The organism is Pseudomonas nitroreducens (assembly GCF_014204515.1).
Taxonomy (GTDB): domain Bacteria; phylum Pseudomonadota; class Gammaproteobacteria; order Pseudomonadales; family Pseudomonadaceae; genus Pseudomonas; species Pseudomonas nitritireducens_A.
Genome location: NZ_JACHLI010000006.1, coordinates 116,910 through 139,583, shown reverse-complemented (window position 1 = coordinate 139,583; position 22,674 = coordinate 116,910). Strand labels below are relative to the sequence as shown.

The following is a 22,674-nucleotide window of genomic DNA, read 5'->3' as shown; positions in this document are numbered from 1 at the left end:
GATGCAGGAGGTGGATGGCGGCTCACGCCGGCCAATACAAAGCGCTGGAACTCATCGCGCCACGCCTTCCGAGGCACGCGCGCAGGCAGGTTGCTGAGGACATGGGTTCTCCTTTTTCTGACGGGCGCGCCGCTGGAAATGTCGACGCGCCTCTTGAGGGGAACGGATGGCAGGCGCGCGAAATTAACCCGCAACCGATGGCAATCGGCCACATCAGAAGGCTCTATCTCGCGGCTTTCGTCCGTTCCAGAGGCGTTGCGGGCGGTTCGACTTCAGTGCGTCGGGAGGGTTCCGGAGTGACGCTTCCAACGCCCGGGCGACTGCCCCGTCCAGCGCTGGAACGCGCGGGAAAAACTTGCCGCCTCGGCGTAGCCCAGGCACTGGGCGATGCCGTGCAGGTCCATCCGCGATTCGCGCAGCAGGCGTTCGGCGAGGCGCTGCTTGATGCCGTCGTTGAGCAACTGAAGGCTCTGCCCTTCCTGCGCCAGGCGCCGTTGCAGCGTGCGCTCGGAAAGCCCCAGTCGCTCAGCCACCACCGCGGCGCCGAGCAGGCTGGCGGAATCGCGCAGCAGCAGTTGCTGCACCTGCCGCGCGGTGGGCGTGGCGGCCAGGGTCAGCGCCAGTTCGCCACACAGGCGCTCGCACAGTTGCTCGCCGCTGTCACGCGCGCTGAGCTGTGCTTGCGGCAAGGGCGCCAGCAGATCGTCCATGGCAAACAGCATGGCGTTGCGCGGCGCAGCGAAGGTCGGCTCGATACCGAAGGTTGCCAGGAACGGGCCGGCTTCGGCGGCGTCGCTGCGCAGTTCGATGGCCAGGGGCTGCAAGGGGCGTTGCAGCAACTCGCCGGACAGCTGCCAGCAGCCGGCGATGCCGCGCTCCACGACGAAGGCGCGGGCATCCTCGGGCAGTACGCGGTCATCGAAGATCAGCCACACGCCACGCGCCTCTGTTTCGCTGGTGACCGGGCACAAGGTCAGCGCCAGGCTCTGGAAGCGCCCGAAGGTCTCGAAGGCCTCCTGCAGCGTGCGACTGGCGAGCATGGTGAAACCCAGCAGGCCCAGCGAGGTGAGGTGATAACGCCGCCCCGTCGCCAGGCCCAATCCGGGACGGTCCACGTGCTGCAGCAGGTTGCGGATCACCGCCAGTTCCTGCCAGGCCTGGATACGCCCGGCCCGCGCGTGCAGGTCAGCCTGGGTGATGGCGCTGCCCACCAGGCATTCGTCCGCACTCAACCCCTCGTCGCGGGCGCTGTCGAGCAGGTAACGCACTCCAGTGATTTCGCGGGGCTGGCGCCAGTCCATCGCGGGCTCCTGTGGCGGGTAGGTACGACATGGCGGGCTCTCTGTTGGCAGAGAAAGTCATTTTTTGGCGGACTTGATCATGGAAGAAAGCGCCGCCGCTGACCATGCTTGGGGTGCCAACAACATTCACAAGAGGCGTCCCCATGTTCGAGTTCTTCTACGCGTTGCCCAGCCAGAACCGTGCGGCCGAGTACCGCCACTTCCGCATCGTCCCCGCCACCGGCGCCATCGGTGCGGATGTCAGCGAGCTGGACCTCACCACCCTGGGCGAGGAAGGCTACGCCGAACTGCGCCAGGCGCTGCTGGCGCACAAGGTGCTGTTCATCCGCGGGCAGGACCTGAGCGTGGAGAACCTCGAAGCGGTGACCCTGCGCTTCGGCGAATTCGGCCGCGAGCCCTACGTGGTCGGCATGGAAGATCACCCGCATGTGGTCCGCGTGGTGAAGGAAGCCAACGAGAAGACGCCGGTGGTATTCGGTGGCGCCTGGCACAGCGACTGGTCGTTCCAGGAGCGCCCGCCGGCCTTCACCCTGCTCTATGGCCACGATATCCCGCCGTTCGGTGGTGACACCCTCTACGCCAACCTGGCGCTGGCCTACGAGTGGCTGTCGCCGAAACTGCGCGCGCAACTGGAGACCCTCGACGCCATCCACAGCCCCGAACGCGCCTACGGCGCCGAGGCCAAGCACAACGACCTGATGGAAAACATGGCGGTGCGCTACGGCAGCCATGATGGCGAGGTGCGCTCGCACCCGCTGGTGATCAAGCACCCGGAAACCGGCAAAAAGGTGCTCTACATCAACCCGGCCTACACCAGCGGCATCAAGGGCATGCGCCCGGCGGAGGCGCAGCCGTTGCTGGATTACCTGTTCAGCATCGCCACCCAGCCGGCGTTCACCTGCCGCATGCGCTGGAGCGCCGGCACCGTGGCGATCTGGGATAACCGCAGTACCTGGCATTACCCGGTATCGGACTACCACGGCATGCGCCGGGAGATGTATCGCACCACGGTGGTGGGCGAAGTACCGAGCCGCTGAACACGCGGTGTGATCGTAGGGCGCATAACCTGGAACAGGTTATCCGCCGGATGCATCTCGGCGAATAACGCTGGCGCGTTATTCGCCCTACTGGCCAGACCTGGAGGATGGGCGGGGGCGCCTTGCCCTAGTCCGCGATCCGGCGGCAAGGCCGGCGCCTGCAGGTCAGCTCCGTTGTTTCCGTTCTGCGTAGGAGCGGACTTTGTCCGCGATGCTTTTGCTTCGGGTTCGGAGTTTCAGCGTCGCTTCGGCGTGAGCTCGGACTCCCTGTTTCGCCCCCTCGGGCGAGTCCCTTTTGTCAAACGCCACAAAAGGAACCAAAAAGTCTCGCCCCTACCATCCGGCTTTTCGCTTCGCGAAAAGTACCCTCGGTTCCTCGGAGTTCCAGGGGCCCGAACTAGGCGTCCCCCCACGAAGGGCCATCCCTGGCCCATCGTGGCTCTCGCGACATCCATGTCGCTCAACCCCTGGAACTCCGATCACCTTCGGCCTCCTGAAAGGGGCACTCGGCGCGTGCGGATATGTCTCTGGAACTCCTTAAAGCCGAAGCGGAGCACTGAATCATGCCCTCGTTGTAGAAGCGAGCTTGCTCGCGAACCCACTTCACTCGGTGCCGTCAGGAATGCGCCAACGGTGCCACCATCGAATACATGCCCTACTGCTCTAGGCCCACTCCGAAGCTCCCGGTTTGGTAGGAGCGGACCTTGTCCGCGAAATCCATCGCGGACGCATGCCATTCGAAATGGTGCACACCGATGCCGTCCGCCTACGTAGGAGCGGACTCCGTCCGCGATTGAAGCTCCGCCCCAAACCGCTGCGCCCGCTCCCGCAACATCCCCCGCAACAACTGCGCCGCCGGCGACAGGTAGGCGCCCTCGCGCACCGCCAGCCCGATGGTCCGCGTCAGTGTCGTCTCGGCCAGCTCTACTTCGCGCAACTGGTCCATGCCATGCCCGCCGGCCAGCGCCTCGCGGGCGATGAAGCTGAGCAGGCGGGTGCGGGCGATCAGGTTGGGCAGCATGGGGATGGCGTTGGTCTCGATCTGCACCTGCGGCATCGGCAACTGGTGGGCCTGGAAGGTGGTGTCCATCCAGCGCCGCGAGGACACGCCCGGCGCCGGCAGCACCCAGCGGTAGCGGCACAGGTCGGCCATGCTCACCGGGCCGTCGAAGATCGGGTGATCACGGCTGGCGACCACCACCACCTGATCCTGCAGCAGCGGCTCGCTGCTCAGCTGCGGGTCGTCGACGATACGCGAGCAGATCGCCATGTCCAGCCGGCCGCTGCGCAGGGCTTCGCGCAGCACGTCGTCCTGGCCCAGCACCAGGCTCATGGTGACCTCCGGCGCGCGTGCCAGCAGGTCCTCGGTCAGGCGCGGCAGCAGGTACTCGGCCATGGTCGCGGCGCAGCCCAGGCGGATATTGCCCACCACGCCGCTGGCGAAATCGCGCACCTCGCGGCGGGTTTCCTCGATGTCCTGACGCAGTTGCCGGGCGCGTTGCAGCATCAGTTCGCCGGCTGGCGTCAGACGGATGCGTCGGCCATCGCGCTGGAACAGGCGCGCGCCTAGGGATTCCTCCAGGCGCTGGATGCTCTTGGTCAGCGCCGGCTGGCTGCGCCCCAGGCGCTCGGCGGCGCGGCCCAGGTGGCCGAGTTCGGCGATGGTTTCGAAGTAGGCGAGATCACGCAGGTCCATGGCGGCCAACCGATAGATTTCAGGAATGGATTCATGACTATTAGAAAATAGACTTGATCAATCCGGCTACCGATAATTGGCCCGTCTTCCCCGCCCGGAGCCGTCCGTGTCCAGCCGCCCTGCCCTGTCCGTCGCCCGCATCCCCGCCAGTCTGCAATGGCTGGCCCTGGCACTCGGAGCCGGAGGCGCCGGGCAGCTGCTGGCCTGGCTCGGGATTCCCGCTGCACTGTTCCTCGGCCCCATGCTGGTCGCCATCGCCTTTGGCGTCGGCGGCGCGGACATCCGCCTGCCGCGCAGCGCCTTCCGCCTGAGCCAGGGCTGCATCGGCCTGCTGGTCGCCCACGCCATGAGCTGGTCGGTGCTGCACGCGATGGTCGCCTCCTGGCCACTGATGCTCAGCGCCACCCTGCTCACCCTGCTGCTCTCGGCCGTGGTCAGCTACACCATGGTGCGCTTCGGCGGCATCCCCGGCAGCACCGCCGCCTGGGGCACCGCACCGGGCGGCGCGGCAGCGATGGTATCGATGGCCGAAGCCAACGGCGCCGACCCGCGGGTGGTCGCCACCATGCAGTACGTGCGGGTGGTCTGCGTGGTCATGGCCGGCGCCCTGGTCGGCCGCCTGCTGGGCATCGAAGGCGGCGGCTCAGCGGCGCACAGCACACCGGTGATCGACACCGCCACCCTGCCCGACCTGATCAACTGCCTGCTGCTGATCTTCGTCTGCACCACCGCCGGCGCCAGGCTGCCTGCCGGCCCACTGCTGGTGCCGCTGGTGGCCGGTGCCGTGCTGCAACTTACCGGCGTGCTGCACATCACCCTGCCGCACTGGCTGCTGGCCAGCGCCTACGGCGTGATCGGCTGCTACATCGGCCTGCGTTTCGACCGCCAGAGCCTGGCCTACGTCGGCCGCCACCTGCCGGCCATGGTGGTCAGCGCGTTGGCGCTGATCGCCAGCTGCGCGCTGTTCGCCTGGGCGCTGGCGGCCCTCACCGGGATGGACTTCCTCTCCCTCTACCTGGCCACCAGCCCCGGCGGCCTGGACGCCATGGCGATCATCGCGGTGGACACCCATTCCGATGTCGGCCTGGTACTGGCGATGCAGACGCTACGCTTGTTCGTGGTGCTGTTCAGCGGCGTCTGGGTGGCGCGCACGGTGATCCGTCTGAGCCACGCCTGAGGTGAATCTGTAGGAGCGAGCTTGCTCGCGAACCACTGCGCACCGCCGCGCTCCTGCAGGCAGGTCAGGAGCTGAGTCGTAGGATGGGTGGAGCCTAAGCGATACCCATGCTGTCCGTGCCACGGATCGATGGGTATCGCTGCGCTCCACACCATCCTACGTACGCACTTCGCCGTCGCTTTGCACGACATGTTATGAGCCGTGCAAATCAACAGGCAGATCGCACGGATCTGCGTCTTGAACTGCTCACCACCAACCCTCTATGGTCGTCGCTCCCCAACAGAGCGAGCCCGCCATGGACAGCCTTCGCCACCGCCCCTGTGCCTTCCACGTCACCCACTGGAGCGACGACCCGTTCAGCCGCGGCGCCTACAGCACGCTGCTGCCCGGCGCCACACCGGAACATCGTCTCCGGTTGGGCGAACCGCTGGACAGTAAGCTGGTGATCGCTGGCGAAGCCTGCAATCCCGTCGCCCCGGCCATGACCCACGGCGCCTGGAACGACGGCCTGCGCGCCGCCCAGGTCGCTATCGCATCCGGGGCCCAACGGGTGCTGGTGATCGGCGCCGGCTTCGCTGGCATCGCCGCGGCGCGCCATCTGCACGATGCAGGAATCGACTGCGTGGTGCTGGAGGCTCGCGATCGCGTCGGTGGGCGAGTTCACAGCGTCGCCCTCGGCCCGGTGCGGGTGGACGAAGGCGCCGCCTGGCTGCAGCACTTCGACGACAACCCGCTGGCCGCCTTCGCCCAGCAACTCGGCCTGCCGCTGCGGGAAACTGATTTCAGCCAACCCCTGGCCGCCGCAGCCGACGGCCCGCTGCCCAATATCGATGCAGCCTGGGAATCGTTGCGTGTGGGCATCGACCGCCGCCTGCCGCTGGCAGACGGGGTAGCGCGCTATCTCGACGACAAGGATGACGCTACCCGCCGCGCCACCCGCTTCGCCCTGGAGGCCAACCTGATCCTCGAAGCCTGCCTGCCGCTGGAGTCGCTGTCGGTCGATGCGCTGGACGAGGAAGGCGTCGGTGCCGGCGACCGCTTCCTGCCGCAAGGTTATTCGCAGCTGGCGGAGCATCTCGCCCAGGGCCTGGACATCCGCTTCAACCAGACGGTGACCGACATCGACTGGTCCGGCGAGCAGGTGCGCATCGGCGATGAAAGTGCCGACTTCTGCATCTGCACCGTGCCCATCGGTGTGCTGCGGGAAATCGATTTCCACCCACCTCTGCCGGCAGAACAGCAGGACGCCCTGGACCATCTGGCCATGGGTCGCCTGGAAAAGGTCGTGCTGCAGTTCGAGGAGCGCTGGTGGCCGGTTTCGCCCTCGGGTTACCTGCGCTGGTACGACACGCCGGCCAGCTTCGGCGAATGGCTGGATCTCACCGATGGCGTGGGCACGCCGACCGTGGCCGGGCTGATCGCGGCGGATGCGCTGGAGCGGGTGTTCACCGGGCGTAGCGACGAAGAAATTGCCACGCACGCCTGCATGGCCTTGCAGGCCTGGGCCGATGCAGTCGCCGGGAAGAACCTGTAGGAGCGAGCTTGCTCGCGAACCGGCCTTACGGCGTGGCCGCTGGCACATCGCGGACGGAGTCCGCTCCTACGCACGTCCCCTCGCCGCAATGAGTTGGAAAAGCGCGACTTGCTCGCGATCGCGGGCTTGGCCCGCTCCTACAGATTGGCGCTGAGCTGAATGGGCGCAATCCATGCTGCCGGTGCCAGGATCGATGGGTATCGCTGCGCTCCACGCCATCCTACGAGTGCCTACCCGGCCGGCGCGGAGTCGGTTGGAGAATCCGCTACAGCCCTTCCAGCGTCAGATCGACCAGGCGCTCGACATAGGCCACTGCCAGCTCTTCGCCGGAGAACAGGATGCGGTACACCAGCGGCGCCATCAGGCGGTCGACGATGCGGTCCAGCTCCGGCAGCTTTTCGCCGCGCTGCCGGGCGCGCAGCAGGATCATGTCGAACTGGCCGCAGGCGATCGCCATGCAGCGCCCCGAAGAGCCACCGCCAGCCGCCAGCAGATCGAGCACCACCGCGCGGCCGGGCACCGAGGCGGTTTCTTCCATGTACTGCTCGCCCCAGGCCAGCAGGTCGCCGCGCAAGCTGCCGGTGTCCGCCGGCTCGGCGTCGGGGCGGATGCGCTGCAGGGCAACGTCACCGAGCAGTTCGTTGAGATCGCCCCAGCGCCGGTAGATGGTCGAAGGCGTGACGCCGGCTCGCGAAGCGATCAGCGGCACCGTCAGTTCGGCGCGTTCGCGCTCTTCCAGCAGCTCCGCCACGGCCTTGTGCACCGAAGCCTGCACCCGCGCGCTGCGGCCGCCCGGTCGAACCCCCTGATTGATTGCCATAAGCACCTTAACGCAAAGAATTTGCTTTTATCCGAAAACGGGTCCAGCATCTCGCAAAAGCAAAATCTTAGCCTTTGCGAGCTGAATCATGGCACACACCCAATCGAAAAGCGCGTCCGGCTTCTCAGCCAAAGCCTCCGCCTGGCTGCTGACGGCCCTGCTCATGGCCTTCCTCGCCGCCGCGGCGGCCCCCACGCCGCTGTATGCGCTGTACCGCGAGTCCTGGCACTTCTCCCCGGCCCTGCTGACCCTGGCATTCAGCATCTACGCCGGTGGCCTGATGCTCGCCCTGCTGGTGTTCGGCTCACTGTCGGACCACCTCGGCCGGCGCCCGCTGATCCGCGCCGCGCTGGTGCTCGAACTGCTGGCGATGGCGGTATTCCTCTACGCCAATTCGGTCGAACTGCTGATCATCGCGCGCCTGCTGCAGGGCTTTGCCACCGGCATCGCCACCGCCGTGCTGGGCGCCGCCATGCTGGACATCGACCGCGAGCGCGGCCCGCTGATCAACAGCGTGGCGCCGATGCTCGGCATGGCCATGGGCGCGCTGGGCAGCAGCGCGCTGGTGCAGTTCGGCGAGGACCCGCTGCACCGCGTCTATGTCTGGCTGCTGGCGCTGTTTGCCCTGGGCATCGTGCTGCTGCGCTGGCTGCCGGAAAGCGTCAGCCGGCAACCCGGCGCGCTGGCCTCGCTGAAGCCGCGCATCCGCATTCCTCCGCAGGCACGCCGGGCGTTCTGGAGCGTGGCGCCGCTGAACGCCAGCCTCTGGGCGCTGGGCGGTTTCTACCTGTCGCTGGGGCCGACCCTGGCGCGCCAGGTCACCGGCCTGCAGGTGCCGATGATCGGTGGCGGACTGGTGTCGCTGCTGTGCCTGTGCGGTGCGCTGGCGATCTTCGCTCTGCGCAACCAGCCGGCGGCGACGATCCTGCGCCGTGGCGGCCTGGCGCTGATCATCGGCCTGCTGATCACCCTGCTGGGCGTGGACAGCGGCAACCTCTGGCTGTTCTTCCTAGGCACCGCAGTGGCCGGGCTGGGCTTCGGCGGCGCCTTCCTCGGCGCATTGCGTTCGGTGGTGCCGCTGGCCCACGCCCACGAGCGCGGCGCGCTGATGGCGAGCTTCTATGTGCTCAGCTACCTGGCCTTCAGCGTGCCGGCGATCCTCGCCGGGCTGGCGATCCAGCGCTACGGCCTGGTCGCCACCACCAACGGCTACGCCAGCCTGCAGATTCTCGCCGCCTCGCTGGTCCTGCTGCTGTCCCTGCGCGCCCCCTCTGCGCAGAAGGCCCAGGCCTGAGTCAGGCCGCGCGCAGGAAGTCGTAGAGCGCCCGCACCGCCGGGTGCTCCAGCGCCTGGGCGGAATGGCAGAGGCCGATGCGACGGATCGGCAGCGGCAGGTTCAGCGTGCCGCTGCGCACCGCCGGCGCGCCGGCCAGCAATGACTGCGGCAGGATCGCCGCGCCGACACCGGCACCAACCAGCCGCAGCGCCAGGTTCAGGGAGCTGGCCTGCGCCACCACCGGTGCGCTGCCGTATGCCGTCATCAGCCGTTGATGGGAAGGATGCGTCGGGCAGCTGATCCAGCCCGCGCTCTGCACATCCTCCAGACCCGGCGGCAACGCCAGCACGTAAGGATCTTCCCAGACCGGCAGGAACAGCTCGTCCTCGCAGCAGAATTCCTCCACCGCCAGTCGCGCATCGCCCACGCAGCCTTCCTCCAGGTGCAGCAGCAGGTTGGGCACGGCCTGCTGCGCCAGGCTGACAAAGCGCTCCACCTGCTCGGCGCTGACGTCCCCTTCCACCCCCAGGTGCAGCGGCTGGCGGGCGGTGGACTGGCGGAACATGTTGCGCAGGCCATCCGCCTCGGCCAGCAGAGCGCGGGCACGCGGATACAGGGCGCGCGCCGCTTCGCTGACTTCCACCCCACGTGCCTGGCGCAGGAACAGCTCGGCGCCCAGGGCCTCCTCCAGCTGGCGGATGGTCACCGACAAAGTCGGCTGGCTGACGAACAGGCGTTGCGCGGCGGCGGTGATGTTGCGTTCTTCGAAGACCGCGACAAAGGCGGCCAGCTGTCGGATATCCATAGGATTTCCCGATACCAGGCACAGGAATAAGCCATTTTTCAGGCGGGATAGCGCTCAATATACTTCACTGCATCGTTCAGTCATCCAGTTTCTCGATAGCAGGAGAGTCCCATGAGCAAGCCCCTGATCATTGTCACCGGCGCCAATTCCGGCATCGGCGAAGCCACCGCCCGCCTCTTCTCCCAGCAGGGCCACCCGCTGCTGCTGCTGGCCCGCCGCATCGATCGCCTGGAAGCGCTGCAACTGCCCAACGCGCTATGCCGCGCGGTGGACGTCACCGACCGCGAAGCCCTGCTGGCCGCCGTGGCAGAAGCCGAGAAACGCTTCGGCCCAGCCGATGCACTGGTCAACAACGCCGGCGTGATGCTGCTGGGCAACATGGTCGAGCAGGACCCGGCCGAGTGGGAGCGCATGCTCGACGTCAACGTGAAGGGCCTGCTCAACGGCGTGCACGCCGTGCTCAAGGGCATGGTCGAGCGCAACCAGGGCACCGTCATCAACGTCAGCTCGGTGGCCGGGCGCAAGACCTTCCCCAACCACGTCGCCTATGTCGGCACCAAGTTCGCGGTGCACGCGATCTCCGAGAACCTGCGCGAGGAAGTGGCGGCGCATAACGTCCGCGTCGTCACCATCGCCCCTGGCGCGGTGGAAACCGAACTGCTCAGCCACACCACCGACGAAGCGATCAAGAGCGGCTACCAGGAATGGAAACGCGAGATGGGCGGCAAGGTACTCAGCGCCCAGGACGTGGCCAACGCCATCAGCTATGCGTACAACCAGCCGCAGGGCGTCTGCATCCGTGAAATCGTGCTGGCGGCGACGCGGCAGCAGGCGTGATCGACGCCGACCCATCGTATTGAGCCCATCGGTTCTCGTAGGAGCGGACTCTGTCCGCGATCGGCTGATCCAATCGCAAAGACCATCATCAGAGCGGCTGACCCGACATCGCGGACGGAGTCCGCTCCTACGCCGGACCGTAGGATGGGTGGAGCCTGGGCGATACCCATGCTGCTGGTGCCGGGAGCGATGGGTATCGCTGCGCTCCACTGGGGTGAGGGCCAGCAGAGACACGATTTCCCCCAGTTAGAGACAGACTCTCCCATCGGGAGCTTCGTGCTCGACCCCGTAGGAGCGGACTCCGTCCGCGATGGCTTCCGGCGCGATGCGGACCAATCGCGGACGGAGTCCGCTCCTACGAATGCAATCAGCTCAGCTGCTGCCGCGCCGCCCAGCGGCGGTACTGCCTGGCGCGGCGGGCGGTACGCCACTGCTCCATCACCAGCGTGCCCAGCGGCGAGGCATCGGGCTTGGGTGCGCGGTGGGCGCCGATGCGCTTCAGCTGCAGCTTGACCAGCGCCATGTAGGCCAGCGCCGCCAGCGGCTTGGAGCGCCAGCGGATCGCAGGCAGCTCCGGCTGGGTCTGGCTGCCGCGCTGCCAGTGCAGCACCAGCTGCGGCTCCAGCGCCAGGGCGGTGCCGATGCCGACCATCTCCAGCCCGCTGTCCAGCACCTGCTCCGCCACCGGCAGGCGACGGATGCCACCGGTGACCATCAGCGGCATGCGCGCCGCTTCGCGCATTTCGCGGGCGAATTCGAGGAAGTACGCCTCCCGCGCCAGGGTACGCCCATCACGGGCATCGCCCTGCATGGCCGGCGCTTCGTAGCTGCCGCCGGACAGCTCGACCAGGTCGACCCGCTCGTCGTTCAGCCACTGGATCACCTGGCGCGCGTCGCTGGCGTCGAAACCGCCGCGCTGGAAGTCCGCCGAGTTGAGCTTCACCCCCACGCAGAACGCTGCCGACACTTCGGCGCGCACCGCGCGGACGACCTCCAGCAACAGGCGGGCACGATTCTCCAGCGAACCGCCCCAGCGGTCCTGGCGCTTGTTGGCCAGCGGCGAGAGGAACTGGCTGAGCAGGTAGCCGTGCGCCGCGTGGATCTGCACGCCGCTGAAGCCGGCCTGCTCGGCCAGCTTCGCCGCACGGACGAAGCGCTGGATCACCTCGGCGATATCGCCTTCGCTCATCTCGCGGGCAACGGCGAACAGCTTGGAGAACTTGCCCATCTCCAGGGGCACCGCCGATGGCGCGATAGCCCCCTGGCCGAGGTTGGTCTGCACCTGGCGGCCGGGATGGTTGAGCTGCAGCCAGAACTGCGCGCCGCGGGAACGGCCGATGCGCGCCCATTCGCGGAAGCGCTCAAGGTGCCGCTCATTCTCCAGCACCACGCCGCCGGGGCCGGTCATGGCGCGGCCGTCGATCATCACGTTGCCGCTGAGGATCAGGCCGACGCCGCCGTCCGCCCAGGCCTGGTAAAGCCGCAGCAATTCGGCCGAAGGCGCCTGGTCGGCGTCGGCCATGTTCTCTTCCATGGCGGCCTTGGCGATACGGTTGGGGACTTGGCCGCCGTTGGGCAGTTGCAGAGGCTGGAAGGGCGACATGGCGCGGCTCCTGGGCTGTACAGTGGGGTTGCACGGTTGGGTTGTGGCTGCGGCGAGGTTAAGTTTAAAGTTCACTTCAAGGTCAAGCCCCTTCGGAGCCCCGCATGAAAATCGGTGAACTGGCCAGGCTCAGCGGCCTCGCCCCCTCGCGCATCCGCTTCTACGAGGCCAGCGGGCTGATCGCCCCGGCGCGCCGCCTGGCCAACGGCTACCGCGAATACCCGGCGGAAACCCTCGACCTGCTGGAGATCATCCGCAGCGCCCAGCAGACCGGCTTCAGCCTGGAGGAAATCCGCAGCCTGCTGCCCCACGCCAACCCCATCGAGAACGGCCACGGCGAACTGGTCGCCGGCCTGCGCCGCAAGGTCGCCGAGATCGAAACGATGGAGCGCCAGCTGCAGGCCAATCGAGAGCGCCTGCTGGCGGTAATCGACGAGATCGAGAACAAGCCCGAAGGCATGGGTTGCCAGGCCAATGCCGAGCGCATGCTGGCGGAAATGCGCGAGCGCAAGGCCAAATCAGCAGGCGCGGGCCAGGCCCGCGCTGGGCGGACAAAGCACGCGGCTTCAGCCAAGCGCCCCGCCCCGACGCATTCCTGATAGCCGTAGGGCGCATAACCTGGAACAGGTTATCCGCCGGCTACCCTGCGGCGGATAACGCTGGCGCGTTATTCGCCCTACCCATCCCTGTAGGAGCGAGCTTGCTCGCGAACGGAGTTTGCCGGCGGCTCAGGCGTTAAGCGGGTTCGCGAGCAAGCTCGCTCCTACGAAAAGCCCGCTCTCCTGCTGAGAATCACAAGGCGGCGTAGGAGCGGATTCATCCGCGATCGATCCCCGCCCGCTCCGAGCCGGCCGGTGGCACATCGCGGACGGAGTCCGCTCCTACGTTACTTCCAGCCTTCCAGGAACGTAGGGCGCATAACCTGGAACAGGTTATCCGCCGCCAGCCCACGGGACGGCGGATAACGCTGGCGCGTTATGCGCCCTACAGTGCGTCACACACAAAACCGGGAAGGTTATTTCCAGCCTTCCAGGCGCAACGTAGCGCGCACCAGCCGTTGCTCCTCCTGCTCGATCTCCCGCAGGTTGTCGCGCACGCTGTGGATGTGTTCACGGGCGGCGCGCTGGGCCTGCTCCGGCTGACGCTCACTGATGGCGCGATGCAGCCGCGCATGCTGGCGGTCGATCTGGCGCTTCTGCGGCGGGCGGTTGTAGAGGTTGTTCACCGAGGCGAACACGGTGCTGAGCATCAGCTCGTTGAGCGACTGCAGCGTGTGCACCAGCACCGGGTTGTGCGACGCCTCGCTGATCGCCTGGTGGAAGGCGTGATCGCGCCGCGCGTGCTCGCGCGGGTCCAGCGGCTGCGGTTCGTCGTAGGCGGCATGCATCTCCTCGAAGCGTCGGCCAATCAGCACCAGGTCCGCTTCCGTAGCGCGCAACGCGGCCAGGCGCGCGGACTCTCCTTCCAGCAGCGCACGGACCTCCAGCAGGTCGTAAAGCGTACGCGGCTGCGAGCGGAACAGGTGCATCAGCGGCGACACATCCTCAGCGCCGGTCAGGTCGGCGACGAAGGAACCGCGCCCCTGCTCGGTGTCGACGATGCCGCGCCCGCGCAGTGCCCGCAGCCCCTCGCGCAATGCCGAGCGCGAGCAACCGAGCTTTTCCACCAGGCGCCGCTCCGAGGGCAACGCCTGGCCGACCTTGAGTACACCATCGACGATCAGCCGCTCGATCTTCTCCGCCACCTGGTCGGCGACGCGCTGCTTGCCCGCTGCATGAGTCCTCATCACGGCTCTCCGTAGTGGTAGGACCAGTTGGTTCCGGCCTCTTGGGTTGAAAGGAACCCTAGCTGTCAGGGCGGCACCTTTCCAATGGACGCCCGTACAAGAACTGGTAGGACCAGTATCCACGCCAGTGGACGCGGCCGGACCGCCAGTCGCATGTTCACGGTGCCGTGGCTCCACGCGTCCGCCTGGCGGGCGCGAACCTTGCTGTCCTCGAACAAGAACAAAACAAGACCCGAGCACCGTCAGCCTATGAACATCCTCTACGACGAGCGCGTCGATGGCGTGCTGCCTGCCGTCGACAAGTCCGCCCTGCTGGCCGAGCTGCGCGCAGCCCTGCCCGATCTCGAACTGCTGCACCGCGCCGAAGACCTCAAACCCTACGAATGCGACGGCCTCTCTGCCTACCGCACCGTACCGATGCTGGTGGCGCTGCCCGAGCGCATCGAGCAGGTGCAGGCGCTGCTGAAGCTCTGCCACGCACGCAAGGTACTGGTGGTGGCGCGCGGCGCGGGTACCGGGCTTTCCGGCGGCGCGCTGCCGCTGGAGAAAGGCATCCTGCTGGTGATGGCGCGCTTCAACCGCATCCTCGAAGTGAACCAGAAGGGGCGCTTCGCCCGCGTGCAGCCCGGTGTGCGCAACCTGGCGATCTCCCAGGCCGCCGCGCCGCACGGCCTGTACTACGCGCCCGATCCGTCCTCGCAGATCGCCTGCTCCATCGGCGGCAACGTCGCCGAGAACGCCGGCGGCGTGCATTGCCTGAAATACGGCCTGACCGTGCACAACCTGCTGAAGGTGGACATCCTCACCGTCGAGGGCGAGCACCTGACGCTGGGCAGCGACGCCCTGGACAGCCCCGGCCTCGACCTGCTGGCGCTGTTCACCGGCTCCGAGGGCATGCTCGGCATCGTCACCGAAGTCACCGTCAAGCTGCTGCCGCGCCCGCAAGTGGCGCGGGTGCTGCTGGCCAGTTTCGATTCAGTGGAAAAGGCCGGCCGCGCGGTGGCCGACATCATCGCCGCCGGCATCATTCCCGGCGGGCTGGAGATGATGGACAACCTGTCGATCCGCGCTGCTGAGGACTTCATCCACGCCGGCTACCCGGTGGATGCCGCAGCCATCCTGCTGTGCGAACTGGACGGCGTGGAAGCCGACGTACAGGACGACTGCGAACGTGTCGACGGCGTGCTGCGTGCGGCCGGCGCCACCGACGTGCGCCTGGCCTGCGACGAGGCCGAGCGCGTGCGCTTCTGGGCCGGGCGCAAGAACGCCTTCCCGGCGGTCGGGCGCATCTCGCCGGACTACTACTGCATGGACGGCACCATCCCACGCCGCGAGCTGCCGCGCGTACTGCACGGCATCGCCGAGCTGTCCGAGGAATTCGGCCTGCGCGTGGCCAACGTGTTCCATGCCGGCGACGGCAACATGCACCCGCTGATCCTCTTCGACGCCAACGTGCCCGGCGAGCTGGAGCGCGCCGAGGCCATCGGCGGGAAAATCCTCGAACTCTGCGTCGCGGTGGGCGGCAGCATCACCGGTGAGCACGGTGTGGGCCGGGAGAAGATCAACCAGATGTGCGCGCAGTTCAACAGCGACGAGCTGACCCTGTTCCACGCGGTGAAGGCGGCATTCGACCCGGACCGCCTGCTCAACCCCGGCAAGAACATCCCCACCCTGCACCGCTGCGCGGAATTCGGCGCCCTGCACGTGCACCACGGCCAACTGCCCTTCCCCGACCTGGAGCGCTTCTGATGCCCGATGCCAGCGCCGACCTGCTCGACCAGGTGAACCACGCGCTCGCCGCCCGCACACCGCTGCGTATTCGTGGCGGCGATAGCAAGGCCTTCCTCGGTCGCACGGTGAACGGCGTGGAACTGGACACCCGGCTGCACAGCGGCATCGTCAGCTACGACCCCACCGAACTGGTGCTCACCGCCCGCGCCGGCACGCCGCTGGCGGAGATCGAAGCGGCGCTGGACGAGGCCGGGCAACTGCTGCCCTGCGAGCCACCGGGTTTCAAGTTCGCCACCTTCGGCGGCGTGGTCGCTGCCGGCCTCTCCGGACCGCGCCGGCCCTGGTCCGGCTCGGTGCGCGACTACGTGCTGGGCACCCGCCTGATCACCGGCCACGGCAAGCTGCTGCGCTTCGGCGGCGAGGTGATGAAGAACGTCGCCGGCTACGACCTGTCGCGCCTGCTGGCAGGCAGTTTCGGCTGCCTGGGGGTGATCACCGAAGTGTCGATGAAGGTGCTGCCCAAGCCGCGGATGTGCGCCAGCCTGCGCATCGAGATGGACGTGCATCAGGCGCTGGGCGAACTGGCCGAATGGGGCGCGCAACCGATCCCGATCACCGCCGCCAGCCATGACGGCAGCGCGCTGCACCTGCGCCTGGAAGGCGGTGAAGGTTCGGTGTGCTCCGCGCGCCTGCGCCTGGGTGGCGAGGAGATCGACAGCAGCTACTGGCAGGACCTGCGCGAGCAGCGCCTGGGCTTTTTCACCGGCCCCGGCACGCTCTGGCGGCTGTCGCTGCCCAATGCCACACCGGCGCTGTCCCTGCCGGGCGAACAGCTGATCGACTGGGGCGGCGCGCAACGCTGGCTGAAGTCCGAGGCGGATGCCGAACTGATCCGCCGCAGCGTCGCCGAGGTCGGCGGCCATGCCCTGCGCTACACGCCGGGCGACGACGGCTTCCACCCGCTACCGGCCGCGCTGCTGCGCTATCACCTGAGCCTCAAGCAGCAGCTCGACCCGCACGGTCTCTTCAACCCCGGCCGGATGTACAGGGAGTTCTGATGCAAACCAACCTGAGCGAACAGGCCAGGCACCTGCCGCGCGCCGAGGAAGCCGAGCGCATCCTGCGATCCTGCGTGCACTGCGGCTTCTGCACCGCCACCTGCCCGACCTATCAGTTGCTGGGCGACGAACTGGACAGCCCGCGCGGACGCATCTACCTGATCAAGCAGGTGCTCGAAGGCGTCGAACCCAGCGCCAGCACCCGCGAGCACCTGGACCGCTGCCTGAGCTGCCGCAACTGCGAAACCACCTGCCCTTCCGGGGTGGACTACCACAACCTGCTGGACATCGGCCGCGCGGTGGTCGAGGAGCAGGTGCCGCGTACTTTCAGCGAGCGGGTGATGCGTCGCGGCCTGCGCGCCGTGGTGCCGAATGCGGCGCTGTTCGGTGCGCTGGCCAAGGCCGGACGGACCTTCTATCCGCTGCTGCCCGACAGCCTGCAGAGCAAGCTGCCACGCCATCCACATCCTGCCGTGGAGCGCCCGAGGCCGCACCACCAGCGGCGCATGCTGATGCTCGAAGGCTGCGTGCAGCCGGCGCTTTCGCCCAACACTAACGCTGCTGCCGCGCGGGTGCTGGATCGCCTGGGCATCAGCGTGATCCCGGCGGCGGATGCCGGCTGCTGCGGCGCCGTGGACTATCACCTGAACGCCCAGGAGCAGGGGCTGGAGCGGGCGCGCAGGAATATCGACGCCTGGTGGCCGTCCATCGAGGCCGGCGCCGAGGCCATCGTGCAGACCGCCAGCGGCTGCGGTGCCTTCGTCCGTGACTACGGTCATCTGCTGGAGCACGACAGGCAGTACGCGGCGAAGGCCAAACGGGTCAGCGAACTGTCCCGCGACCTGTCCGAGGTGCTGCGCGCCGAGCCGCTGGAAGAATTGCATCTGCATGGCGATCGGCGTCTGGCGTTCCATTGCCCGTGCACGCTGCAGCACGCGCTGAAACTGGGCGGCGCCGTGGAAGGCGTACTCGGCCGCTTGGGTTTCAGCCTCACCAGCGTGCCGGACGGCCACCTGTGCTGCGGCTCCGCCGGCACCTATTCGCTGACCCAGCCGGAGCTGTCGAAACGCCTGCGCGACAACCGCCTGCAGGCGCTGGAGAGTGGCCGGCCGGAAGTCATAGTCACCGCCAACATCGGCTGCCAGACGCACCTGGGCGGCGCCGGCCGCACGCCGGTACGGCACTGGATCGAACTGGTGGAAGAGGCGCTCGCCGATGCGCCATTGGAATCCCTTCAAGGCGAGGTGCAAGCATGCTCAACAAAGCCGTTCTGACCCAGCAGGAAGTCGGCCGCATCCTCGCCGCCGCGCGCGCCGAGGCACAGCGGAACCAGTGGGCAGTGTCCATCGTCGTGGTCGACGATGGCGGCCACCCGTTGGCCCTGGAACGCCTCGACGGCTGCGCCCCGGCCAGCGCCTATATCGCCACGGAGAAGGCCCGCAGCGCGGCGCTGGGCCGGCGCGAAACCAAGGGCTATGAGGACATGGTCAACGGCGGCCGCACCGCTTTCGTCACCGCGCCCCTGATCACCTCGCTCGAAGGTGGCGTGCCGGTGATTGTCGATGGCCAGGTGATCGGCGCGGTGGGCGTTTCCGGAGTCAAGGCCGGCGAAGACGCCCAGGTCGCCAGCGCCGGAGTGGCCGCGCTTTGACAGCGATCATGCGGCCAGCGCGACAGGCCTGCACAGGCCGGGTCAGGGTCGTCGCCGGCCTCAAGCGAGCCGGCGGCGACACCCCGAAAAGCTTGTCGCTCTTCGCCCTGAAAAGCCCCGCTACGCGCCGCGTTGCGGGGCTTTTTCAATACCTGCGCTGCCACGCGCCGCCGAACCACTCGCCACCCTTTCCGCTCGCTCAGCGCTGACGCTTTGCCACCCACAACAACAAGGGACAATCCCCATGCAAACCTGGCAGCAGCTCTACACCCCGCTCGGCAGCCTCGGGCTGTCGGCCCTCGCGGCCCTGGTGCCGATCATCTTCTTCTTCCTCGCCCTGGCGGTGTTTCGCCTGAAGGGCCACGTCGCCGGCTTCATCACCCTGGTGCTGTCGTTGCTGATCGCCGTGAGCGTCTACCACATGCCGGTGGACAAGGCCCTGGCCTCGGCGGTCTACGGCTTCTTCTACGGGCTCTGGCCGATCGCCTGGATCATCGTGGCGGCGGTATTCCTCTACAAGCTGACGGTGAAGAGCGGGCAGTTCGAGATCATCCGCAGCTCGGTGCTGTCGATCACCACCGACCAGCGCCTGCAGGTGGTGCTGATCGGCTTTTCCTTCGGCGCCTTCCTCGAAGGCGCGGCGGGCTTCGGTGCGCCGGTGGCGATCACCGCGGCGCTGCTGGTGGGCCTGGGCTTCAACCCGCTGTACGCGGCGGGCCTGTGCCTGATTGCCAACACCGCGCCGGTGGCGTTCGGCGCGCTGGGCATTCCGATCATCGTCGCCGGGCAGGTGTCGGGGGTGGACGCCTTCAAGATTGGCGCCATGGCCGGGCGGCAGTTGCCGATCCTGTCGGTGATCGTGCCGTTCTGGCTGGTGGCGATGATGGACGGCTGGCGCGGTATCCGCGAGACCTGGCCAGCCCTGCTGGTGGCCGGCGGCACCTTCGCCATCAGCCAGTTCCTCACCTCCAACTACATCGGCCCGGAGCTGCCGGACATCACCTCGGCGCTGCTGAGCATGGTCTGCCTGACCCTGTTCCTGCGCGTGTGGCAGCCGGCGAACCTGCGCGAGAACGAATTCTCCAGTATCAACGCCGATGGCACCGCGACGCTGGGCAGCGTGGGTGGCGGCGGACAGCGTCCGCAATCGCAGTACAGCCTGGGGCAGATCATCAAGGCCTGGTCGCCCTTCCTGATCCTCACCGTGCTGGTGACGATCTGGACCATGAAGCCGTTCAAGGCGCTGTTCCTGCCCGGCGGCGCGCTGGAAAGCTGGGTAGCGGTGATCGCCGTGCCCTACCTCGACCAGCTGGTCCTGAAGGCCGCGCCCATCGTCGCCAACCCGACGCCGATGCCGGCGATCTACAAGTTCGACCTGGTCTCGGCCAGCGGCACTGCGATCTTCTTTGCCGCGCTGATCTCCATGGCCATCCTGCGCATCGGCGTGAAGAGCGGCGCGGCGACCTTCGGCGAGACGCTCAAGGAGCTGAAGTGGCCGGTGCTGACCATCGGCATGGTGCTGGCCTTCGCCTTCGTTACCAACTACTCGGGGATGTCCACCACCCTGGCGCTGGTGCTCGCCGGGACCGGCGCGGCGTTCCCGTTCTTCTCGCCGTTCCTCGGCTGGCTGGGGGTGTTCCTGACCGGCTCGGATACCTCGTCCAACGCCCTATTCGGCTCGCTGCAAGCCACCACCGCGCACCAGCTCGGGGTCAGCGACACGCTGCTGGTGGCGGCCAACACCACTGGCGGAGTGACCGGCAAGATGATCTCGCCACAGTCCATTGCCGTGGCCTGCGCGGCCACCGGGATGGTCGGGCGCGAGTCGGACCTGTTCCGCTTCACGGTCAAGCACAGCCTGATCTTCGCCGCCTTCATCGGCCTGATCACCCTGGCGCAGGCCTATGTGTTCACGGGGATGCTGGTGCACTGACAACGCACAAGGGCGGTAGCTTTGTGTAGGGCGCATAACGCGCCAGCGTTATCCGCCGTGCGGAGGGCGGCGGATAACCTGTGCCAGGTTATGCGCCCTACGGGACTGGAGTTCTCTCCTACGAAGAGCAACAGCCCCTCACCCTAACCCTCTCCCGCAAGCGGGAGAGGGGACTGTTCGGCGCAAAGTGAAACCACGCTGTCAGCCGGCACAATCGGCCCCCTCTCCCTCCGGGAGAGGGCTGGGGTGAGGGGACCGCCCGAGCACGGAAATCCAACCGCCACCACGCTTCAGAAATCCACCTTCCCCCGCCCCGCCTTGATCGCCCCGCGCTTGCTCTTGCCCTCCAGCCGGCGCGTCTTCGAGCCCAGCGTCGGCTTGGTCAGGCGGCGCTTCTTCTCCACCTTCGCCACGCTGCGGATCAGCTCCGCCAGGCGGTTCAGCGCGTCCTCGCGGTTCTGCTCCTGGGTGCGGTACTGCTGGGCCTTGATCACCACCACGCCCTCGCTGGTGAGGCGCTGGTCGCTCAGCGCCAGCAGGCGCTCCTTGTAGAACTCCGGCAGCGACGAGGCGCGCACATCGAAGCGCAGGTGCACGGCGCTGGACACCTTGTTGACGTTCTGTCCGCCAGCGCCCTGGGCGCGGATGGCGTTCAGCTCGATCTCGGCGTCGGGGATCTGCACCGTGTTGGAAATCTGCAGCATGGGAAGGATTCAGGGAGGAAATGATCGCCAGCATAGCGCGCATCGCCGCACCTGTCCCCAGGCTATCTAGCCCGGCGTAGAGCGCGCGTTCCTGACTTTTGCGTCAATTTTTGTATACGTATTTGTGTACAGGTTTCTCTTGCAATGTCCTCAATTCACCATTAGAACCCAGCCTGTCACCGCCCGCAGTTCGCCTGCGGGACGCCGGCCCCGAAGCCACGAAAAATAAGAACAACACAGAGGTGCAGCATGCTTTCATCCGCGACGACGGCCCCTGGCGCCGCCCGCCCCCAACCGCGTTCCAGCCGCCGCCTGAGCAACGGCCGCCGGTTCGCCCTCGGTACCGCCCTGGTGCTCGCCCCGCTGGGCCTGGCGCAGGCCGAGGAGGATCGCTTCTTCGAGTGGACCAGCAACACCCTGGGCTTCCGCTACGGCAAGGGCTTCACCAACCCGAACAATCCCCACGACATCAGCAAGCGCATCTTCAGCTTCAGCCACGCCGATGGTTACCGCTACGGCAGCAACTTCTTCCACCTCGATGTGCTGCAGTCCGACAGCGACGACCCGCGCAAGGGCACCGACAAGGGCAGCAGCGAGGTGTACGGCGTGTTCCGCAGCCAGCTCTACGCTTCGCGGGTGTTCGACCTGCCGCAGGGCAAGGGCCTGGTGAAGGACCACGCCTTCACCTTCGGCTTCGACGCCAGCCGCAACAACAACCTCGGCTCGGCGAAAAAGCGCGCGCTGGTGTTCGGCCCCACCATCAAGTTCAACGGCCCCGGCGTGCTGGACCTCTCGCTGTTCTACTACCGCGAGAAGAACCACTCCGGCATCCCCAACGTGAAACACCCCGATCACACCTTCGACACCACCTACATGCTCAACCTGACCTGGCTGCGGCCTTTCCAGCTGGGCGACCACGGGGCGAAGTTCCAGGGCTTCCTCAACTACACCGGGGAAAAGGGCAAGGACTACAACGACAACGACACCGCGCCGGAAACCCTGGTGCGCACCTCGCTGATGTTCGCCACCCTGCCTGGCACCAAGCGCCAGCCGAACCTGTGGCTGGGCGTGGGCTACGAGTACTGGCACAACAAGTTCGGCGTGGACGGCGGCCGTGGCACGCGCACCTCGACGCCGACGGTAAATATGGAGTTCACCTTCTGACGAAAACGCCTAGAAGCGCGCCAATGCACACGATCGCGGATATAGCCCACGTCTACAGGGATGTACCAGAGCTGGGTGGGTTCGCGAGCAAGCTCGCTCCTACAAAAAAGCATGCGCCTGCATTTGGCTTTGGCATTGGCTTTTGCTTTGGCTCTTGGAGACTTCCAGAGAAACATCCGCACGCTGCGGAGTGCCCCTTTCAGGAGGCCTCGTTGGAGCGGAGTTTCAGGGGTTGAGCGACATGGATGTCGCGAGAGCCGCGATGGGCCAGGGATGGCCCTTCGTCGGGGGGACGCCTAGTTCGTGCCCCTGAAACTTCGCTTCAACGAGGGTATTTTTCGCCTAAGCGAAAAACCGGATGCAGGGGCAAGCCTTCTTGGTTACTTCTTTGGGGGCGGCCTTCCGACGTTTGGAAGAAGTGACTCGCCGAGGGGCGAAACACAGAGCCCGCGCGCATGCCAAGGCGGCGCCTGGCACTCCCAAGCCCAGGCAAGGACATCGCGGACAAAGTCCGCTCCTACGTGAAATTCTGCGCGGGGACAGCCCTCTCCCCCGCCCTCT

19 protein-coding genes are annotated in these 22,674 nt (G+C 67.1%); 12 read left to right on the top strand and 7 right to left on the bottom strand.

The features are described from left to right. Positions 1-272: 272 nt before the first annotated feature. On the bottom strand, positions 273-1,301 hold the full coding sequence (locus HNP46_RS10260; RefSeq protein ID WP_184588434.1) for an AraC family transcriptional regulator: 1,029 nt from the start codon (positions 1,299-1,301) through the stop codon (positions 273-275). A 143-nt stretch (positions 1,302-1,444) separates the two neighbouring features. Here HNP46_RS10260 and HNP46_RS10255 point away from each other — a divergent pair, with 143 nt between their 5' ends. Further along, positions 1,445-2,338, top strand: a complete 894-nt coding sequence (locus HNP46_RS10255; RefSeq protein WP_184588432.1) for a TauD/TfdA dioxygenase family protein — start codon at positions 1,445-1,447, stop codon at positions 2,336-2,338. A 766-nt stretch (positions 2,339-3,104) separates the two neighbouring features. On the opposite strand, the gene HNP46_RS10250 is transcribed toward HNP46_RS10255, so the two are convergent. Next, positions 3,105-4,034: a LysR family transcriptional regulator gene (locus HNP46_RS10250; protein ID WP_184588430.1), complete on the bottom strand. Its 930-nt coding sequence runs from the start codon at positions 4,032-4,034 to the stop codon at positions 3,105-3,107. A gap of 106 nt (positions 4,035-4,140) precedes the next feature. On the opposite strand from HNP46_RS10250, the gene HNP46_RS10245 reads away from it, so the two are divergent. Together HNP46_RS10245 and HNP46_RS10240 are read left to right on the top strand one after the other, a co-directional pair. Continuing rightward, a complete protein-coding gene (locus tag HNP46_RS10245) occupies positions 4,141-5,211 on the top strand; it encodes an AbrB family transcriptional regulator (protein ID WP_184588428.1) in 1,071 nt (356 codons plus the stop codon). Positions 5,212-5,506: 295 nt separating this feature from the next. Continuing rightward, positions 5,507-6,745 (top strand): flavin monoamine oxidase family protein, encoded by a 1,239-nt coding sequence (locus HNP46_RS10240; RefSeq protein ID WP_184588426.1) that lies wholly within the window; start codon positions 5,507-5,509, stop codon positions 6,743-6,745. A gap of 265 nt (positions 6,746-7,010) precedes the next feature. Here HNP46_RS10240 and HNP46_RS10235 read toward each other — a convergent pair whose 3' ends face one another. Continuing rightward, entirely contained in the window at positions 7,011-7,565 is a 555-nt protein-coding gene (locus HNP46_RS10235) for a TetR/AcrR family transcriptional regulator (RefSeq protein WP_184588424.1), read from the bottom strand. An 88-nt stretch (positions 7,566-7,653) separates the two neighbouring features. Here HNP46_RS10235 and HNP46_RS10230 point away from each other — a divergent pair, with 88 nt between their 5' ends. Continuing rightward, positions 7,654-8,859: an MFS transporter gene (locus HNP46_RS10230; RefSeq protein ID WP_260403126.1), complete on the top strand. Its 1,206-nt coding sequence runs from the start codon at positions 7,654-7,656 to the stop codon at positions 8,857-8,859. 1 nt (position 8,860) lies between these two features. On the opposite strand, the gene HNP46_RS10225 is transcribed toward HNP46_RS10230, so the two are convergent. Beyond that, positions 8,861-9,646 carry a LysR family transcriptional regulator gene (locus HNP46_RS10225; protein ID WP_184588422.1) on the bottom strand — a complete coding sequence of 262 codons (786 nt, stop codon included), beginning with the start codon at positions 9,644-9,646 and terminating at the stop codon, positions 8,861-8,863. A gap of 111 nt (positions 9,647-9,757) precedes the next feature. Here HNP46_RS10225 and HNP46_RS10220 point away from each other — a divergent pair, with 111 nt between their 5' ends. Beyond that, positions 9,758-10,483: an SDR family oxidoreductase gene (locus tag HNP46_RS10220; protein WP_184588420.1), complete on the top strand. Its 726-nt coding sequence runs from the start codon at positions 9,758-9,760 to the stop codon at positions 10,481-10,483. 367 nt (positions 10,484-10,850) lie between these two features. On the opposite strand, the gene HNP46_RS10215 is transcribed toward HNP46_RS10220, so the two are convergent. Beyond that, complete coding sequence (locus HNP46_RS10215) at positions 10,851-12,086, bottom strand: NADH:flavin oxidoreductase/NADH oxidase family protein (protein WP_184588418.1); 1,236 nt, start codon at positions 12,084-12,086, stop codon at positions 10,851-10,853. A gap of 104 nt (positions 12,087-12,190) precedes the next feature. Here HNP46_RS10215 and HNP46_RS10210 point away from each other — a divergent pair, with 104 nt between their 5' ends. Then, positions 12,191-12,685 carry a MerR family transcriptional regulator gene (locus HNP46_RS10210; protein WP_184588416.1) on the top strand — a complete coding sequence of 165 codons (495 nt, stop codon included), beginning with the start codon at positions 12,191-12,193 and terminating at the stop codon, positions 12,683-12,685. Positions 12,686-13,101: 416 nt separating this feature from the next. On the opposite strand, the gene glcC is transcribed toward HNP46_RS10210, so the two are convergent. Next, the gene (gene glcC, locus HNP46_RS10205; RefSeq protein WP_184588414.1) at positions 13,102-13,872 is read right to left on the bottom strand and encodes a transcriptional regulator GlcC; all 771 of its coding nucleotides are present in this window, start codon (positions 13,870-13,872) and stop codon (positions 13,102-13,104) included. Positions 13,873-14,121: 249 nt separating this feature from the next. Between glcC and glcD the strand changes: the two genes are divergently transcribed. The 5 genes from glcD to HNP46_RS10180 all read left to right on the top strand — a co-directional run bounded on the left by glcD (position 14,122) and on the right by HNP46_RS10180 (position 20,245). Next, entirely contained in the window at positions 14,122-15,621 is a 1,500-nt protein-coding gene (gene glcD, locus HNP46_RS10200; protein WP_184588412.1) for a glycolate oxidase subunit GlcD, read from the top strand. Continuing rightward, positions 15,621-16,661: a glycolate oxidase subunit GlcE gene (gene glcE, locus HNP46_RS10195; protein ID WP_184588410.1), complete on the top strand. Its 1,041-nt coding sequence runs from the start codon at positions 15,621-15,623 to the stop codon at positions 16,659-16,661. The genes glcD and glcE overlap by 1 nt, the downstream gene beginning before the upstream one ends. Next, on the top strand, positions 16,661-17,935 hold the full coding sequence (glcF, locus tag HNP46_RS10190; RefSeq protein ID WP_184588409.1) for a glycolate oxidase subunit GlcF: 1,275 nt from the start codon (positions 16,661-16,663) through the stop codon (positions 17,933-17,935). Before glcE ends, glcF begins: the two co-directional genes overlap by 1 nt. Continuing rightward, positions 17,914-18,312 carry a heme-binding protein gene (locus HNP46_RS10185; RefSeq protein ID WP_184588407.1) on the top strand — a complete coding sequence of 133 codons (399 nt, stop codon included), beginning with the start codon at positions 17,914-17,916 and terminating at the stop codon, positions 18,310-18,312. Before glcF ends, HNP46_RS10185 begins: the two co-directional genes overlap by 22 nt. Positions 18,313-18,556: 244 nt before the next feature. After that, complete coding sequence (locus tag HNP46_RS10180; protein WP_184588405.1) at positions 18,557-20,245, top strand: lactate permease LctP family transporter; 1,689 nt, start codon at positions 18,557-18,559, stop codon at positions 20,243-20,245. A gap of 290 nt (positions 20,246-20,535) precedes the next feature. On the opposite strand, the gene arfB is transcribed toward HNP46_RS10180, so the two are convergent. Further along, positions 20,536-20,949 (bottom strand): alternative ribosome rescue aminoacyl-tRNA hydrolase ArfB, encoded by a 414-nt coding sequence (gene arfB / locus HNP46_RS10175; protein WP_184588403.1) that lies wholly within the window; start codon positions 20,947-20,949, stop codon positions 20,536-20,538. Positions 20,950-21,198: 249 nt separating this feature from the next. Between arfB and HNP46_RS10170 the strand changes: the two genes are divergently transcribed. Beyond that, a complete protein-coding gene (locus HNP46_RS10170; protein ID WP_184588401.1) occupies positions 21,199-22,113 on the top strand; it encodes a nucleoside-binding protein in 915 nt (304 codons plus the stop codon). The last annotated feature ends 561 nt before the right edge of the window (positions 22,114-22,674 follow it).